The 17,084-nt window shown below is 64.0% G+C and carries 17 protein-coding genes; 13 read left to right on the top strand and 4 right to left on the bottom strand.

Annotated elements, in window-relative coordinates; genetic code table 11:
• Positions 1-65 precede the first annotated feature (65 nt).
• The 4 genes from fabF to fabD all read right to left on the bottom strand — a co-directional run bounded on the left by fabF (position 66) and on the right by fabD (position 3,457).
• A complete protein-coding gene (gene fabF / locus IG169_RS07505; protein WP_193175692.1) occupies positions 66-1,328 on the bottom strand; it encodes a beta-ketoacyl-ACP synthase II in 1,263 nt (420 codons plus the stop codon).
• 63 nt (positions 1,329-1,391) lie between these two features.
• Positions 1,392-1,628 carry an acyl carrier protein gene (locus IG169_RS07510; RefSeq protein WP_175276319.1) on the bottom strand — a complete coding sequence of 79 codons (237 nt, stop codon included), beginning with the start codon at positions 1,626-1,628 and terminating at the stop codon, positions 1,392-1,394.
• 119 nt (positions 1,629-1,747) lie between these two features.
• A complete protein-coding gene (fabG, locus tag IG169_RS07515) occupies positions 1,748-2,485 on the bottom strand; it encodes a 3-oxoacyl-[acyl-carrier-protein] reductase (protein ID WP_193175563.1) in 738 nt (245 codons plus the stop codon).
• Positions 2,486-2,509: 24 nt separating this feature from the next.
• A complete protein-coding gene (gene fabD / locus IG169_RS07520; RefSeq protein ID WP_193175564.1) occupies positions 2,510-3,457 on the bottom strand; it encodes an ACP S-malonyltransferase in 948 nt (315 codons plus the stop codon).
• Between the two features lie 145 nt (positions 3,458-3,602).
• Between fabD and IG169_RS07525 the strand changes: the two genes are divergently transcribed.
• The 13 genes from IG169_RS07525 to purF all read left to right on the top strand — a co-directional run bounded on the left by IG169_RS07525 (position 3,603) and on the right by purF (position 17,081).
• Positions 3,603-5,252 (top strand): FAD-binding dehydrogenase, encoded by a 1,650-nt coding sequence (locus tag IG169_RS07525; RefSeq protein ID WP_193175565.1) that lies wholly within the window; start codon positions 3,603-3,605, stop codon positions 5,250-5,252.
• A gap of 123 nt (positions 5,253-5,375) precedes the next feature.
• Positions 5,376-5,669, top strand: coding sequence for a hypothetical protein (locus IG169_RS07530; protein ID WP_193175566.1), 294 nt, complete (start codon positions 5,376-5,378; stop codon positions 5,667-5,669).
• Positions 5,670-5,682: 13 nt separating this feature from the next.
• Positions 5,683-6,621 (top strand): calcium/sodium antiporter, encoded by a 939-nt coding sequence (locus IG169_RS07535; RefSeq protein ID WP_193175567.1) that lies wholly within the window; start codon positions 5,683-5,685, stop codon positions 6,619-6,621.
• A 236-nt stretch (positions 6,622-6,857) separates the two neighbouring features.
• Positions 6,858-7,322: a 30S ribosomal protein S6 gene (rpsF, locus tag IG169_RS07540; protein WP_193175568.1), complete on the top strand. Its 465-nt coding sequence runs from the start codon at positions 6,858-6,860 to the stop codon at positions 7,320-7,322.
• On the top strand, positions 7,322-7,570 hold the full coding sequence (rpsR, locus tag IG169_RS07545) for a 30S ribosomal protein S18 (protein ID WP_193175569.1): 249 nt from the start codon (positions 7,322-7,324) through the stop codon (positions 7,568-7,570). The genes rpsF and rpsR overlap by 1 nt, the downstream gene beginning before the upstream one ends.
• A gap of 141 nt (positions 7,571-7,711) precedes the next feature.
• Positions 7,712-8,692 carry a DUF2232 domain-containing protein gene (locus IG169_RS07550; RefSeq protein ID WP_193175570.1) on the top strand — a complete coding sequence of 327 codons (981 nt, stop codon included), beginning with the start codon at positions 7,712-7,714 and terminating at the stop codon, positions 8,690-8,692.
• Positions 8,693-8,710: 18 nt separating this feature from the next.
• Entirely contained in the window at positions 8,711-9,325 is a 615-nt protein-coding gene (rplI, locus tag IG169_RS07555; RefSeq protein ID WP_193175571.1) for a 50S ribosomal protein L9, read from the top strand.
• Between the two features lie 168 nt (positions 9,326-9,493).
• Positions 9,494-10,708 (top strand): SAM-dependent methyltransferase, encoded by a 1,215-nt coding sequence (locus IG169_RS07560; RefSeq protein WP_246717223.1) that lies wholly within the window; start codon positions 9,494-9,496, stop codon positions 10,706-10,708.
• A gap of 155 nt (positions 10,709-10,863) precedes the next feature.
• On the top strand, positions 10,864-12,360 hold the full coding sequence (locus IG169_RS07565) for a replicative DNA helicase (protein ID WP_193175573.1): 1,497 nt from the start codon (positions 10,864-10,866) through the stop codon (positions 12,358-12,360).
• Between the two features lie 58 nt (positions 12,361-12,418).
• Complete coding sequence (alr, locus tag IG169_RS07570) at positions 12,419-13,582, top strand: alanine racemase (protein WP_246717224.1); 1,164 nt, start codon at positions 12,419-12,421, stop codon at positions 13,580-13,582.
• 18 nt (positions 13,583-13,600) lie between these two features.
• On the top strand, positions 13,601-15,013 hold the full coding sequence (radA, locus tag IG169_RS07575) for a DNA repair protein RadA (RefSeq protein WP_193175574.1): 1,413 nt from the start codon (positions 13,601-13,603) through the stop codon (positions 15,011-15,013).
• A 77-nt stretch (positions 15,014-15,090) separates the two neighbouring features.
• Positions 15,091-15,621, top strand: coding sequence for a CvpA family protein (locus IG169_RS07580; protein ID WP_193175575.1), 531 nt, complete (start codon positions 15,091-15,093; stop codon positions 15,619-15,621).
• Positions 15,618-17,081: an amidophosphoribosyltransferase gene (gene purF / locus IG169_RS07585; protein WP_193175576.1), complete on the top strand. Its 1,464-nt coding sequence runs from the start codon at positions 15,618-15,620 to the stop codon at positions 17,079-17,081. The genes IG169_RS07580 and purF overlap by 4 nt, the downstream gene beginning before the upstream one ends.
• Positions 17,082-17,084 lie beyond the last annotated feature (3 nt).

The following is a 17,084-nucleotide window of genomic DNA, read 5'->3' on the forward strand; positions in this document are numbered from 1 at the left end:
GGAAAGCCGCATGCCGGAAGCGGATACCGTTGAGAAAAGATTATGGCGAAACCTTGCAGCCGGAATCAGGCACCGTAGCGGCGCAGAACCAGCGAGGCATTCGTTCCACCAAATCCGAAAGAATTGGACAAGGCAACATTGATTTCGCGTTCGCGCTTCACATGCGGCACGAGGTCGATGGCCGTTTCCACGTCCGGATTGTCGAGGTTCAGCGTTGGCGGGGCGACGTTGTCGCGGATCGCCAGCATGCAGAAAATCGCTTCGACTGCGCCGGCCGCACCGAGAAGGTGGCCGATCGACGATTTGGTCGACGACATCGAAATCCTGGCGGCGGCATTGCCGACGACGCGCTCGACGGCGCCGAGTTCGATCGTGTCGGCCATCGTCGATGTGCCGTGGGCGTTGATGTAATCGATGTCGGAGGCCTCGAGCCCGGCCCGCTTCAGCGCGACGCGCATACAGCGCTCCGCACCCTCGCCGTCCTCGGACGGCGCGGTGATGTGATAGGCGTCGCCCGACAGGCCGTAGCCGATCACTTCGGCATAGATCTTCGCACCGCGCGCCTTGGCGTGTTCCAGCTCTTCTAGAACGACGATGCCGGCGCCCTCGCCCATGACGAAACCGTCGCGGTCGCGGTCATAGGGGCGCGATGCCGCCTTGGGATCGTCGTTGCGGTCCGTCGACAGCGCCTTGCAGGCGGCGAAACCGGCCAGTGATATGCGGCTGATCGGCGATTCCGTGCCTCCGGCCACCATCACGTCGGCATCGCCGAACGCGATCAGGCGGCTGGCGTCGCCGATGGCGTGCGCCCCGGTGGAACAGGCGGTGACGACGGAATGGTTCGGGCCGCGCAGCTTGTGGCGGATCGAAACCTGGCCGCTGGCCAGATTGATGAGGCGGCCCGGAATGAAAAACGGCGAAACGCGCCGCGGCCCGCGATCGCGCAGCGTGTAACCGGCCTCGACAATGCCCTCGATACCGCCGATGCCCGAACCGACAAGAACGCCGGTCGCGCACTGGTCTTCATCCGTCTCCGGATGCCAATCGGCGTCGTCGAGCGCCTGGTCGGCAGCCGCCATCGCATAGACGATGAAGGGATCGACCTTGCGCTGTTCCTTCGGCTCCATCCAGTCGTCGGCATTGAAGGTGCCGTCGCTGCCATCCCCGAAAGGAAGACGGCAGGCGATCTGCGCCGGAAGGTCGCTGACGTCAAAATCCGTCACACGGACCGCGCCGCTCTCGCCGGCAAGGATCCGTGTCCAAGTGTGCTCGGCACTGGCGCCCAAAGGAGACACCATGCCGATGCCGGTAACGACAACGCGCCGCAAAGTCATGACAATGCACCTGAAAACGCCGGCACGAATGCCGGCGCGATTGTGAAGCGACGCGGGTTACGCGTTGGCTTTTTCAATGAACTTCACGGCGTCGCCGACCGTCAGAATGGTCTCGGCAGCGTCGTCCGGGATTTCCACGCCGAACTCTTCTTCGAACGCCATCACCAGTTCGACGGTGTCAAGGCTGTCGGCGCCGAGGTCATCGATAAAGCTTGCGCCCTCGTTCACCTTCTCGGCATCGACGCCCAAATGTTCAACAACGATCTTTTTGACCCGTTCTGCGATGTCGCTCATGTCGGATTCCCTCGACTTTGGAGTTTTCAGATTGTGGTTATCTTCAAGGTTCGGGCTAATCAAGTCGCAAGACGTTCTTTGCGACAACTTTGTTCACCCGGCAAGGCCGCCAAAGGCCCTTAAATCATTGCCATTCCACCATTTACGTGGATCGTTTGACCCGTGATGTATGCGGCTTCCCCGGCGGCCAGAAACGCCACCGATGCCGCCACCTCGGCGCCTGTTCCCATGCGCTTCATGGGAATTGCCCCCATGATCGCCTCTTTCTGCTTGTCGTTCAGCTTGTCGGTCATCGCGCTTTCTATGAAGCCCGGCGCGACGCAGTTCACGGTGACGTTGCGCGAGGCGATCTCCTGGGCAAGCGACTTGGAAAACCCGATCATGCCAGCCTTCGAGGCGCAATAGTTGGCCTGGCCGGGATTGCCGGTCACGCCGACGACGGAGGTAATGTTGACGATGCGGCCGTAGCGGCGACGCATCATCGGATGCGTGAGCTGGCGGGTCAGATGGAAGACCGAGGTCAGGTTGACTTCAAGCACCGCATCCCAGTCCTCGTCCGACATGCGAACGAACAGCCCGTCCTTGGTGATACCGGCGTTGTTGACCAGGATATCCACGCCGTCCAGCGTCGATTCCGCCGTTTCGCCGAGCGCCTTGACGGCGGCGCGGTCGGTCAGATCGGCCGGGAAGACATGCACCCGGTCGCCGAGATCGCCGGCAAGCGATTCCAGCTTTTCGCGGCGCGTGCCATGAAGTCCGACGATGGCGCCCTGGGCATGGAGCGTGCGCGCGATCGCCTCGCCGATGCCGCCGGATGCGCCTGTTACCAGGGCTTTGCGGCCCGTCAGTTCAAACATGTCGTCGTCCTTCCGGTTTTCGGATCAGGCATTCGCCTGAAGAAACGCTTCTATATCGGCGGGGCCGTTGATGGCAACGCCGGCAAGCGCCTTGTCGATACGCCGCGCCAGGCCGGTCAGCACCTTTCCCGACCCGGCCTCGACGAGCGTGGTGACGCCGCTTCCCGCGAACCACTCGACGGTTTCGCGCCAGCGCACCTGCCCGGTAACCTGCTCGACCAGCCGGGCGACGATATCGGCCGGCGCGCTGACCGGCGCGACCGTGACGTTGGCGATGACGGGAACGCGCGGCGTGTTGATCGTCACCTGCGACAAGGCCTCGCGCATCGCTTCGGCGGCCGGGGCCATCAGCGCGGAATGAAACGGCGCGGAAACGGGCAGCATCAGGGCGCGCTTGGCGCCCTTGTCGGACGCAAGGGCGGCGGCACGTTCGACGGCCGCCTTGCCGCCGGAAATGACGAGCTGGCCGCCGCCATTGTCGTTGGCGATCTGGCAGACGCCGCCGGTTTCGCCGGCCGCCGCCTCGCAGACGAATTCCACATCATCGTTCTCGAGCCCGATGATCGCGGCCATCGCGCCCTCGCCGACGGGAACGGCCGCCTGCATGGCGTTGCCGCGGATGCGCAACAGGCGCGCGGTATCGGCGAGCGAGAAGGTGCCCGCCGCACAATGGGCGGAGTATTCGCCGAGCGAATGGCCGGCGAGATAGGACGCCTTTGCCGCGAGATCGTAGCCCCGGGCCTCCAGAACGCGCACGACCGCGACCGATACCGCCATCAGCGCCGGCTGTGCGTTGGCGGTCAGCGTCAGCGTCTCCTCCGGGCCTTCCCACATCACGGCGGAGAGTTTCTCGCCCAGCGCCTCGTCGACCTCGCCAAAGACGTCGCGCGCCTCGGGAAAGGCGTCTGCGAGTTCCTTGCCCATGCCAACGGCCTGGCTGCCCTGCCCCGGAAATGTGAATGCTGTCGTCATAACGGCCTCGTTCAAAGTCGCGACGGTTTGGTAAATGCGTCCGCCCCTGTCAAGGCCTTGACGCCACCGCGGCGCCCGCAATCGCGATTGCGCCGCCGTCCGCCGACTGTATCATGCCCGACCTGGGGAGACACGGGAGGCAGGCTTGGACACTTCTCATGACGTCATCGTCGTCGGCGCCGGCCTTGCCGGGCTGGCGGCAGCTGCGGAGCTTGGCGACCGGGGCAGACGCGTCCTCGTCCTCGACCAGGAAGGCGAACAATTCCTCGGCGGCCAGGCGTTCTGGTCGCTGGGCGGACTGTTCATGATCGATACGCCGGAGCAGCGGCGCATGCGCATCCGCGACAGCCGCGAGCTTGCACGGATCGACTGGATCGGATCGGCGCAGTTCGACCGGGAGGAAGATCACTGGCCGCGGCAATGGGCGGACGCCTATCTCGATTTCGCAGCCGGCGAGATGCGGCCATGGCTCTCCGCGATGGGCATGAAATGGTTTCCCGTCGTCGGCTGGGCGGAACGCGGCGGAGCATTTGCGTCCGGCCACGGCAATTCGGTGCCGCGTTTCCACATCACCTGGGGCACCGGGCCCGGCGTTCTGGCACCCTTTATCTCCCGTGTGCGCGTACACGAGGCCGCCGGGCTCGTCACTTTCGCCTTCCGCCACCGCGTCTCGACGATCGAGAAAAAGGCCGGGCTCATATCCGGCGTCAGCGGCGAGACGCTTGCGCCCGCCACAGTCGAACGCGGCGAGGAAAGCAACCGCGACGTCACCGGCGACTTCCGATTCGAGGCGGCGAACGTGATCGTCACCTCCGGCGGGATCGGCGCCAATCTCGACCTCGTGCGCAAAGCCTGGCCGCGTGACCGGCTCGGCACACCGCCGGAGCACATGATCAGCGGCGTCCCGGCACATGTGGACGGCAGGATGATCGGCATCGCCCGCGATGCGGGCGCCGCCACGATCAACGAAGACCGGATGTGGCACTATACCGAGGGCGTGAAGAACTGGGCGCCGATCTGGCCGAACCACGGCATCCGCATCCTGCCAGGCCCGTCGTCGCTGTGGTTCGACGCGTTGGGCAACCGCCTGCCCGCCCCGTGCCTACCCGGCTTCGATACGCTGTCGACGCTGAAGCATTTGCGGACAACCGGCCATGACCATTCCTGGTTCATCCTGACGCAGAAGGTGATCGAAAAGGAGTTCGCGCTGTCCGGGTCGGAGCAGAATCCCGATTTCACCTCCGGCAAGTGGCGCGAAGTGCTGAAATCGCGGCTTGGCAAGGGCGCGACCGAGGCGGTCGAAGCCTTCAAACAGCATGGCGAGGATTTCATCGTGCGCGACTCGCTGGAAGAACTCGTCGCCGGCATGAACCAGTTGGCGGGCGAGCACCTGATCGATCCGGCGAAGATCCGCTCCGAGATCGAGGCCCGCGACGCGCAGATCGACAATCCCTTTTCCAAAGACGCCCAGATCATCGCCATCCATGCGGCACGCAACTATCTCGGCGACAAGCTCATCCGCACCGCGAAGCCGCACCGGTTCCTCGATCGGACCAACGGACCGCTGATCGCCGTGCGCCTGCACATCGTCACCCGCAAGACGCTCGGAGGGCTACACACGAACCTGTCCTCGCAGACGCTCGGACCCCGCGGAGAACCGGTCGCGGGACTTTACGCGGCCGGCGAAGCGGCCGGCTTCGGCGGCGGCGGCTATCACGGCTACAACGCGCTGGAGGGCACGTTTCTCGGCGGCTGCATCTTTTCGGGCCGCGCCGCGGGGCGCGCAGCGGGCTAGCCGCACGGGCGCAGGGGCAAAAAATATTTTCGACGGTGGTGAAGACGGGCTTGAAAGCATGGCCAAGCACTCAAATCTGATATCGCGCACAGCCCCGCGTGGTGGCTCAGACGAGTAACGGACATGTCGCAAAACGCGGCGCTCTCCAGGCAATCACCTCTCCCCTCGAACGACAATTCCCGAAAAATGCCGCTGACGCCTGCCATGGTGATCGGCATCGCCGGGCTTTTCCTGTTCCTGTCCTCCCAGATCCTGATCGCGGCAGGAGCAGTGGTCTGGGCGGTCGGCGGATATCTACATTTCGGCCTGACCGGGTTTGCCGTCCTGACGGCGGCGCTGGCGCCCCCGGTTCTTTACTTGTGCTGGAAAATCCTTGTTATGGCGATCAGCGCCGAACGGGATCCGGCCAACAACTGAACCGAGGCATGGAATGCTGACAGATATCGGCCTCGTGACCGTGGGGCTGGTCGCGCTTTTCGCGGGCGGCGAATGGCTGGTGCGCGGAGCCGTCGCGCTGGCCGCCCGTCTCGGCCTGCCGACGCTGATGATCTCGCTGACAGTGGTCGGTTTCGGCACCTCGATGCCGGAATTGCTGGTCTCGGCGCGCGCGGCGCTCGCCGGGCAGGCCGATATCGCGCTCGGCAATGTCGTCGGCTCCAACATCGCCAATATCCTGCTGATCATCGGCCTGTCGGCGATGATCGCGCCAATGCGAAACTGGAACGACACCGTCAAACGCGACGCGGTCGTGATGGTCGCAGCGGCGATCGTGACGCTTGTGCTCGTGCATTTCGACCGGATCGCTGCCCTGAGCGGCATCCTGATGCTCGGCGTCCTGGCGATCTATCTCACCGCGTCCTATGTCGCCGGGCGCAAGGCCGGAGACGATGGCGCGTTCGAGGAAATCCCGGACATTTCCGGCCTGATGACCGGCATTTTCATCGTTGTCGGGCTTGCCGTGCTCTTCGGCGGCGCCGAAGCGCTGGTGCGCGGCGCGACCGGCATCGCGCGCACCTTCGGCATCCCCGAAGCCATCATTGGCCTGACGATCGTCGCCGTCGGCACGAGCCTGCCGGAGCTGGCGACCTCGCTCGTGGCCGCGTTCCGGCGTCATTCCGACATCGCCATCGGCAATATCGTCGGCTCCAACATCTTCAACATCTTCGGCATCCTCGGCCTGACATCGATCATCACGCCAGTCCGCGTCGCCGACAATTTCCGCCATTTCGACGCGCCGGTCATGCTCGGCGTCAGTCTCGTCTTCGCGGCCATGCTGATCGCCGGCAACGCGATCGGGCGGCGTTTCGCACTGATGCTGCTGTTCGGATATGCCGCGTATCTGTTCGCGCTGTTTGCCTGCTGGCTCTGAAAGCTTGCGCGCGACGCCAAAATCTGTATAAGCGCGCAATCTGCCGGTCAGCTGGGGGCTGAACGGAGGGTGGTCTTTTACCATAGTCAGGCTTAGACGCCTGCGCCTCCGGTGTCTCCGCTCTCGACCCGTCAAGTTCGAAGCGCCTTTCTCTCCCTCTCTTGAAGAGGTTCGGGACAGTCGCAGAGGCTTAGCCGCTGAACGGCCGATGAAAGAGAAACGAAAGGCAAGCAACAATGGCTTATTACGAGCACGTGTTCCTTGCACGCCAGGACATCACGTCCCAGCAGGCTGAAGAGCTTGTGGCACACTTCAAGGGCATTCTTGAAGAACGCGGCGGCAAGGTGGACAAGGTGGAAAGCTGGGGGCTGAAGTCGCTCCAGTTCCGCATCAACAAGAACCGCAAGGCCCATTTCGCGCTGATGAACATCGACGCGCCGGCAGACGCCGTCCAGGAAATGGAACGCCAGATGCGCATTCACGAAGACATCCTGCGCTACATGACGATCCGCGTCGACGCGCTGGAAGAAGGCCCCTCGGCCATGATGAAGCGCAGCGACCGTGACGACCGCCCGCGCGGCGACCGCGACGACCGTCCGCGCCGCGACCGTGACGACCGTCCGCCGCGTGGCGATCGCGACGACCGCCCGCCGCGCCGTGACCGCGAAGACCGCAGCGAAGCACGTACCGGAGACGCATAATGGTCGACATCAACCAGATCCCGACACGCCGCCCGTTCCATCGCCGCCGCAAGACCTGCCCGTTCTCCGGCGCCAACGCTCCGGCGATCGACTACAAGGACGTTCGCCTGCTGCAGCGCTACATCTCCGAGCGCGGCAAGATCGTTCCGTCCCGCATCACGGCGGTCAGCCAGAAGAAGCAGCGCGAACTGGCGAAAGCCATCAAGCGCGCCCGTTTCCTGGGCCTCCTTCCCTACGTGGTGAAGTAAATTCCGGACGCCGGGACGCGCCAGCGTCCCGGCATTCGACAACGCGCCCGCTTCGGGTACGGGCGCGAAATGAAAAATCCCGAGTTGGGGCGCGCACCGAATTCCGCCTCTAACTGCTTGAACCGGCAGGACAGCGTGTAAATGACTGCAAGACTGACACCGCAAGCCATAGGACTCGGCGCGCTCGCAGGCGCGACGACAGCCATGCTTTGCCTCGGGCTTGCCAGCGGTTCGGCGCTCTCGATCATTCTTTTCTTCATCTCGCCCGTGCCGCTGATGGTGGCCGGCCTCGGCTTCGGGCTGAAATCGGCGCTGATCGGCGCCGTTATCGCTCTTGCCGGGACGCTTGTCTTCGCCAACGGCCTGGTTGCCGTTCTGGTCGCGCTCGCCATCGCCGCGCCGGCCTGCGCCATGGCCTTCTGGCTCAATCTCGCCCGCCCGGCGGAGGAAATCGGCGGCCCGAAGGGCAAGCTCGCCTGGTATCCGCTCGCCGACGTGCTGTTTGCCGTCGCGCTGATGACCGGGCTCGCCTATGTCTCGCTCGGCGCGGCAATCGGCTTCGGACCCGAGGTCGCGGGACAGCTGGCGTCGGAACTGGTCGCCCGGCTTCACGAGACCAATCCGGAAGTCGCGTTTTCGCCCGCCGCCGAGGACAACCTGCGCAGCTTCCTGCAGACTGCGGTTCCCGTCATCCAGCCGTTCTTCTGGATGCTGACGCTGACGCTGTCGATCTACATCGCCGTCGCCATCGCGCAGCGCGCGCACCTTGTCCAGCGGCCCAGGGAAGACTGGCCGATGGCGCTGCGCATGCCGCGCATCGCGACATTCGCCTTTCTCGCCGCGGTGCTGATCAGCCTCGCGCCCGGCGGCCTCGGCCACGCCGGAGGAACTTTCGCAGGCGCGCTTGGTGCCGGTTTCACGATGGCCGGATTTGCGATGCTGCATGCCCGCACGCGCAACATGCCCGGCCGCTTCGCGATTCTGACAATCGCCTATCTGAGCATCGCATTCATCGGCTTCACCGTCCTGATCTTCTTCATCGCGGGCGTGTTCGGAGCAGGACGTCACATCCTGCTCACGCCGGCGCAACCCTCCAACCTGACACCCAGAAAAACCGACTGAACTGAAAGGACCAAACCAATGCAAGTCATTCTGCTTGAGCGTATCGCCAAACTCGGCCAGATCGGCGACGAAGTCGCCGTCAAGGACGGCTTTGCACGCAACTATCTGCTGCCGACCGGCCGGGCGCTGCGCGCCAACGCCGCCAACCGCGCCCGTTTCGAAGCCGAACGCAGCCAGATCGAGGCCCGCAACGCGGAACGCAAGACGGCCGCCGAAGAGATCGCATCCGGCCTCAACGGCAAGACCATCACCGTCGTGCGTTCGGCCGGCGAAACCGGCCAGCTCTACGGCTCCGTCTCGACCCGCGACATCGCCGACCTGCTGACCGCCGACGGCTTCCAGGTCTCGCGCAACCAGGTCGACCTGAAGAACCCGATCAAGGCGATCGGCCTGCACGAAGTCGACATCGTGTTGCACCCGGAAGTCGAGACCAAGGTGACGCTGAACATCGCGCGTACGGCCGATGAGGCAGAACGCCAGGCCGCCGGCGAAGACCTGACATCGGCCGATGCGATCTACGGTATCGACGAGGAAGCCCAGCTCCAGACCTTCGATCCGGACGCAGAGGAAGTCTTTGAGGAAACCGCCGAAGAAACTGCCGAGGAAGCCGGCGAGGAAGAAGCCGCTTCCTGAACGGAATAACGGCTCCCGATTGTCGGCCGTTCGACGGCTCCGGTCCCCGCGACCGGAGCCGTCTTGACTCCGGGGGGTAAAATCTCGTCCAATAGTCTTAGTTTGTGGACGAAGACGAAGACAATGCCGGCAGCAATCCTGGGGTTCTTGCATCGGTTTTTGGATGGGTTGGGTCTTCACGGATCTCTGACGATCACCTATCCGAATGACGAAACCCGCTACTACGGTGACGGGACCGGTGCACCTGTTCATGTCAAGATCAACACGTGGTCGGCGGTCCGGCGCATCGCGCTGACGCCGGATCCGGGCGTGCCCGAAGCCTTCATGGACGGAGACCTCGTATTCCTGCAGGGCGACCCCGCCGGTTTTTTGCGGGTGTGCTATTCCGGCCAGACCTCGGCGCCCAGCCAGGAAATTCACCCGATCGTGCCGACCGACAAGCTGCGTTTCCTGATGCGGCGGCTGCACCAGTTCAATCCGAAGCGACGCGCGCGGTCCAACGTCAAGCACCACTACGACCTTTCGCGCGCGCTCTACGACCTGTTCCTCGATGACGACCGGCAATATTCCTGCGCCTATTTCGAACGGCCGGATATCGGTCTCGACGAAGCGCAATATGCCAAGAAACGCCATATTGCCGCGAAAATGCTGCTGCAGCCCGGCATGCGGGTGCTCGACATCGGTTCCGGCTGGGGCGGGCTGGGGCTGACGCTGGCGCGCGACTACGGCGCCGATGTGCGCGGCGTGACGCTCTCCGACGAACAGCTGGCGCTGTCGCGCGAGCGCGCGGCGGCCGCCAACCTTGCCGACCGCGCCCGCTTCGACCTGATCGACTACCGGGACGTGACAGGCACGTTCGACCGCATCGTTTCCGTCGGCATGTTCGAGCATGTCGGCATCAACCACTATGCGGAATATTTCCAGAAGGCGTTTTCGCTGCTCGAGGATGACGGCGTCATGGTGCTGCACACGATCGGGCGCACCGGCCCGCCGGACGTCACCTCGGCCTTCATCCACAAATACATCTTCCCGGGCGGCTACATCCCTGCCCTCTCGGAAATCATGCATGCCGTCGAACCGTCCGGGCTGCATGTCACCGACGTCGAGATCTTGACCGACCACTACGCCGAGACGCTGAAACACTGGCGCGAACGGTTCATGGCGCGGCGCGGCGAAGCCGTCGCGCTCTATGACGAGCGCTTCGCGCGGATGTGGGAATTCTACCTCGCAGCATCCGAGGCGGCCTTCCGCTACCAGGACATGGTGGTGTTCCAGCTCCAGCTTGCCCGCGACAAGCTTTCGATTCCGCGCACCCGCGCCTACATTACCGATTCCGACCGTGAAGGCGGCATGCAAGCGGGCGGAATGAAAGCGGCCGAGTAATCGCCAAAACGGCCGCGAATCATTTAGAATCGTCAAGCAGAAAAAAAATATTCGCGTGTTTATGCACCGGCTGTGAATCACGGGCGTGAAACATATTGCGGTGTCGCTTCGCGGCGGTCCCGGGCTATAGGTGAGCCCGCAACAAGGAGACGGTAATGGCTGACGCAGCCCTAAAATTCGACGACGGCAACCAGGGCAGCGAACTCTACCGCGAAGCGCCGAACAACATCGAAGCCGAACAGGCTCTGCTCGGCGCCATTCTCGTCAACAACGACGCCTTTTACCGCGTTTCGGACTTCCTGAAGCCGGAGCATTTCTACGAGCCGCTGCACCGGCAGATCTATGCGGTCGCCGCCGACCAGATCCGCATGGGCAAGATCTCCAATCCGGTGACGATCAAGACCTTCCTGCCCGCCGACGAAAAGCTCGGCGAGATCACCGTCGCGCAATATCTCGCCCGTCTCGCCGCCGAGGCCGTGACGATCATCAACGCGGAGGATTACGGCCGGGCGATCTACGATCTCGCCACAAGGCGCGCGCTAATAGGCATCGGTGAGGACATGGTCAACATCGCCTATGACGCACCGGTGGAGATGGCGCCGCAACACCAGATCGAGGATGCCGAAAGGCGCCTGTTCGAACTGGCGGAAACAGGCCGCTACGACGGCGGCTTCCAGCCGTTCACCGAAGCGGTGCGAATCGCCATCGACATGGCGAACGCCGCCTTCCAGCGCGACGGGCACCTGTCCGGCGTTTCCACCGGCATGCACTCGCTCGACGCACGCATGGGCGGGCTGCAGTCATCGGACCTGATCATCCTTGCCGGACGCCCCGGCATGGGCAAGACGTCGCTTGCCACGAACATTGCCTTCAATATCGCCAACGCGTTCCGCGGCGAACAGCAGGCGGACGGCTCGATCAAGGCGGTCGATGGCGGCGTGGTCGGCTTCTATTCGCTGGAAATGTCGTCGGAACAGCTCGCCACCCGCATCATCTCCGAGCAGACGGAAATCTCGTCGTCGAAAATCCGCCGCGGCGAGATCAACGAGGCGGATTTCGAGAAACTGGTCGCCTGCTCCAACATGATGCAGAAAATTCCGCTCTATATCGACCAGACCGGCGGCATCTCGATCGCCCAGCTCGCCGCCCGCGCACGGCGGCTGAAGCGCCAGCGCGGCCTCGACGTCATGGTGATCGACTATGTGCAGCTGATGACCGGCTCGTCGTCGAAATCGGCGCAGAACCGCGTGCAGGAAATCACCGAGATCACCACCGGCCTGAAGGCGCTCGCCAAGGAGCTGAACGTGCCGATCATCGCGCTGTCGCAGCTGTCGCGCCAGGTCGAAAGCCGCGACGACAAGCGCCCGCAGCTCTCGGACCTGCGTGAATCGGGCTCGATCGAGCAGGACGCCGACGTCGTGATGTTCGTCTATCGCGAGGAGTACTACCTCAAGAACAAGGAACCGAAGCCCGGCACCGAGGAATACATCAAGTGGGAAGGCGACATGGCGGAGGCCATGGGCAAGGCGGAAGTCATCATCGCCAAACAGCGTCACGGGCCGACGGGTTCCGTTCCGCTAGCCTTCCACGCCGAATTCACTCGCTTCTCCGACCTCGCCTATGACGACCACCTTCCGGAACGGTTCGAGTAGGCCGCGCATGCGGTCCGGAAAAACACACGCGGCTTCCTGCCCCGCCGGGCGGATCTGAATGGGCATGAAACTCCACCAGACAGGCGCGGATCCGAGGCTTGCCGGAGGCCGGTTGACGGTCGACCTTTCCGCGCTCGTCGCCAACTGGCGCGACCTTTCGGGCCGGTCCGGCACCGCCAAGTGCTCCGCCGTGGTCAAGGCCGATGCCTACGGTCTTGGCACGGTGCATGTCGTTCCGGCTCTTCTCGAAGCGGGTTGCGAGGCGTTTTTCGTCGCCCTGCCGGAGGAAGGCATCGCGGTGCGCCGGATCGCGCCGAAAGCCGACATCTACATCCTGAACGGCGTGCACGAAATGTCGGCGGCGACGATGATAGAGGCGGGCCTGATTCCGGTCCTCAACAGCCTAGAACAGATCGAATTGTGGAGCCGACACTGCCTCGAACGGGGTCTGCGCAGCCCTTGCGCCATCATGGTCGATACCGGAATGAACCGGCTTGGCCTGACTGTCGAGGAAGCGCTCGCCTTCCGCGCGCGCAACAGGGCCGAACATCTCGTCTCGCCCGTACTGGTGATGAGCCATCTGGCCTGCGCCGAGGAGCCGGGTCATCCTCTCAACAGGTTGCAAAGGGAATCGTTTCAACGCGTTGTGGATGTTTTCGAAGATACGGAATCAAGCCTCGCCAACTCCGCCGGCATCTTCCTCGACGCCGGTTACGCGCATGACCTGACACGTCCGGGCATCTCCATTTTCGGCGGCCGGCCGACCGCGGGCGCCCCCAATCCGATGCGGCCCGTCGTGACGCTGGAAACCCGGATCGTCCAGGTACGGCATGCAAGAAAGGGCGAAACCGTCTCCTACGGCGCGACGCAAACGCTGGAGCGCGACACCGCGATCGCCGTGGTTTCGGTCGGCTATGGCGATGGTTATCCGCGCGCGGGATCGGGCGCCGGGGTGGCGCTGCGCGAGGCGGTTCCGCATGGCCAGCACGGTTGCATCGGCGGGTGCCGGGTGCCGCTTCTCGGCCGCATCACCATGGATCTGATGCTTTTCGACGTTACCGACGTGCCCGACGGCGGACTGGATGACGGCTGGATCGAGTTGATCGGACCGAATATTCCTTTGGATGAGGCGGCAGCGGCCGCCGGAACCATCGGTTACGAGCTTCTCACCAATCTCGGCGCGCGCTATGAGCGGCGGTATCTGCAAGCCGACGAAAGCTGATTCTTCGAAAGTCCATTCTTGGCCAAGGCCCGCACACAATTCATCTGCCAGAACTGCGGCACGGTGCACTCGCGCTGGGCGGGCAAATGCGACGCCTGCGGCGAATGGAACACCATCGTCGAGGAGGATCCGACCGGCGGGATCGGCGGCGGCCCGGGCCGTCAGCCGAAGAACAAGGGCCGCGCGGTCGCGCTGACCACGCTGTCGGGCGAGATCGAGGACGCGCCGCGCATCCTGTCGGGCATTTCCGAACTCGACCGGGTGACCGGCGGCGGCATCGTGCGCGGTTCGGCGCTGCTGGTCGGCGGCGACCCGGGCATCGGCAAGTCGACGCTGCTGATGCAGGCCGCTTCCGCGCTGGCGCGCAAGGGCCACAGCGTCATCTATGTCTCCGGCGAAGAGGCGGTAGCGCAGGTGCGGCTGCGCGCGCAGCGTCTCAATGCGGCCGACACCGACGTCAAGCTCGCCGCCGAGACCAATATCGAGGACATCCTGGCGACGCTGTCGATGGAACGGCAGCGTCCCGACCTCGTGATCCTCGATTCCGTGCAGACCCTTTGGACCGACTCGGCGGAATCGGCGCCCGGCACGGTGACGCAAGTGCGCGCCGCCGCCCAGTCGATGATCCGCTACGCGAAATCGACGGGCGCCGCGATCGTGCTTGTCGGCCATGTCACCAAGGACGGCCAGATCGCCGGACCGCGCGTGCTCGAGCACATGGTGGATGCCGTGCTTTATTTCGAGGGCGAAGGCGGCCACCACTACCGCATCCTGCGCACGGTCAAGAACCGCTTCGGCCCGACCGACGAGATCGGCGTCTTCGAAATGACGTCGGACGGACTGCGCGAGGTTTCCAATCCGTCGGAACTGTTCCTCGGCGAGCGCAACGAAAGCGCGCCGGGCGCGGCGGTTTTCGCGGGCATGGAGGGCACCCGGCCGGTCCTTGTCGAAATCCAGGCGCTCGTCGCGCCCTCCTCGCTCGGCACGCCGCGCCGGGCCGTCGTCGGATGGGATTCGGCGCGTCTGTCGATGATCATCGCCGTGCTCGAAGCCCATTGCGGCGTGCGGCTCGGGCAGCACGACGTCTATCTCAATGTGGCGGGCGGCTATCGCATCACCGAGCCGGCGGCCGACGTCGCCGTGGCGGCGGCGCTGGTGTCGTCGCTTGCCGGTCTTGCCCTGCCGCCCGATTGCGTCTATTTCGGCGAAGTCAGCCTGTCGGGTGCGATCAGGCCGGTGGCGCATGCCGCGCAACGTCTGAAAGAGGCCGAAAAGCTGGGGTTCAAGTCAGCCGTCATGCCGAAAGGCAGCCAGGATGTTTCCGAGGCCAGCAGGAAGACTTCCGCGGAGATCGCGGATCTGCCCGACCTCGTGGCCCGCATCGCAGGCGGCAAGCTGTTGACGCGCGAGCGCGACAACGATGAGTTTTGAGGCGGTGCGTTCCGCCAGGGACACGACAATGCAGGCGATGAAAGCTTCTGTCACGCCTTCTTCGGAGACACTATTTCATGCCCATTACCCTGCTTGACGGCCTGTTGCTGGGTCTCACGCTCGTTTCGGCGGTTCTTGCCATGGTCCGCGGCTTTTCACGCGAGGTGCTCTCGATCGTGTCGTGGGGCGCAGCGGCAGTCGTCGCCTTCCTGTTCTACAAGCGGGCCGCCCCGCTGGTGCAGCCCTATGTCGATCACGAACTGATCGCCCAGCTCGTCGCTGGCGGCGTCATTTTCCTGGTGGTTCTCATCGTGGTAACTTTCATTACCATGCGCATCGCCGATCTAATCATCGACAGCCGGATCGGGCCGCTCGACCGCACACTCGGTTTCGTTTTCGGCGCCGCACGCGGCGTCCTGATCGCCGCCGTCGCGGTCTGGTTCCTCGGCTTCTTCGTCGGCGGGCGCGAAATCGCCTGGATCGACGGCGCAAAATCGAAACCCTTCCTGGACTCGCTGGCCCAAAGCCTGGTCAACATGTTGCCCGAGGATATCGACGGTATCCTGCCCGGCGGCGGTTCGGACAACGCGGACAGTTCGGCTTCATGAACGTGATCAACACAATCGAGGCCGAGGCCGACGACCATTTCCACGACGAGTGCGGCGTGTTCGGCATTTTCGGCCGTTCCGACGCGGCGTCCTTCGTGGCGCTCGGCCTGCACGCGCTGCAGCATCGCGGACAGGACGCGGCCGGTATCGTCACATTCGACGGTTCGCAGTTTCACGCCGAACGCCATGTCGGCCTGATCGGCGACAACTTCACCAAGCCGTCGGTCATCGCCCGGCTCAGCGGCGACCGCGCCATCGGACATACGCGCTATCCGACAACCGGAGATTCCGGCCTGCGCAACGTTCAGCCATTGTTCGCCGAACTTGAATCGGGCGGCCTTGCCGTCGCGCATAACGGCAATGTCACCAACGCGATGACCGTGCAGCGCGAGTTGCAGCGCGCGGGAGCGATCTTCTCGTCGACCTCGGATACGGAAACGCTGCTGCATCTCGTTGCCGTCAGTCCCGAAAAGGACCTTCTCGCCAAATTCATCGACGGCCTGAAGAAGCTGGAAGGCGCGTATTCCTTCGTCGCACTTTCCCCGAAGAAGATGCTCGGCGCCCGCGACCCGCTCGGCATCCGCCCGCTTGTGCTGGGAGACCTCGAGGGCTCGTGGATCCTCGCCTCGGAAACCTGTGCGCTCGATATCATGGGCGCGCGTTTCGTCCGCGACGTGAAACCCGGCGAAGTCGTCGTCATTACCGACAAGGGGCTGGAAAGCCATTTCCCCTTCGAGCAGCAGAAGGGGCGTTTCTGTATTTTCGAATATGTCTATTTCGCGCGCCCTGACAGTTATGTCGAAGGCAAGAACGTCTACGAGGCGCGCAAGAACATCGGCGTGGAACTGGCCAGGGAGAAGCCGGTGGAAGCCGACATCGTCGTGCCGGTTCCCGATTCCGGCGTGCCGGCCGCGATCGGATATGCCCAGGAAGCGAAGCTGCCTTTCGAACTCGGTATCATCCGCAACCACTATGTCGGGCGCACCTTCATCCAGCCGACCGATTCGATCCGCCACATGGGCGTGAAGCTGAAGCACAACGCCAACCGCCTCTCTCTCGAGGGCAAGCGCGTGATCCTCGTCGACGATTCGATCGTGCGCGGCACGACCAGCCAGAAGATCGTGCAAATGGTTCGCGAAGCCGGCGCCAAGGAAGTGCATATGCGCATCGCCTCGCCGCCGACGGTGTCGTCCTGCTATTACGGCGTCGACACTCCGGAGACGAACAAACTCCTCGCCTCGCGGATGAATGTCGAGGACATGGCGGATTTCATCCGCGTCGATTCGCTCGGTTTCCTGTCCATCGACGGGCTTTACCGAGCCGTCGGCGAAGCGGTGCGCGACGCCGAACAGCCACAGTTCTGCGATGCCTGCTTCACCGGAGCCTATCCGACCCTCCTGCTCGACCGCGACGGCACCGACAATGTGCGCCAGCTGTCGATCCTTGCCGGCAGCAACTGATCC

The sequence above is a fragment of the Oricola nitratireducens genome (assembly GCF_014904745.1).
Lineage (GTDB): Bacteria > Pseudomonadota > Alphaproteobacteria > Rhizobiales > Rhizobiaceae > Oricola > Oricola nitratireducens.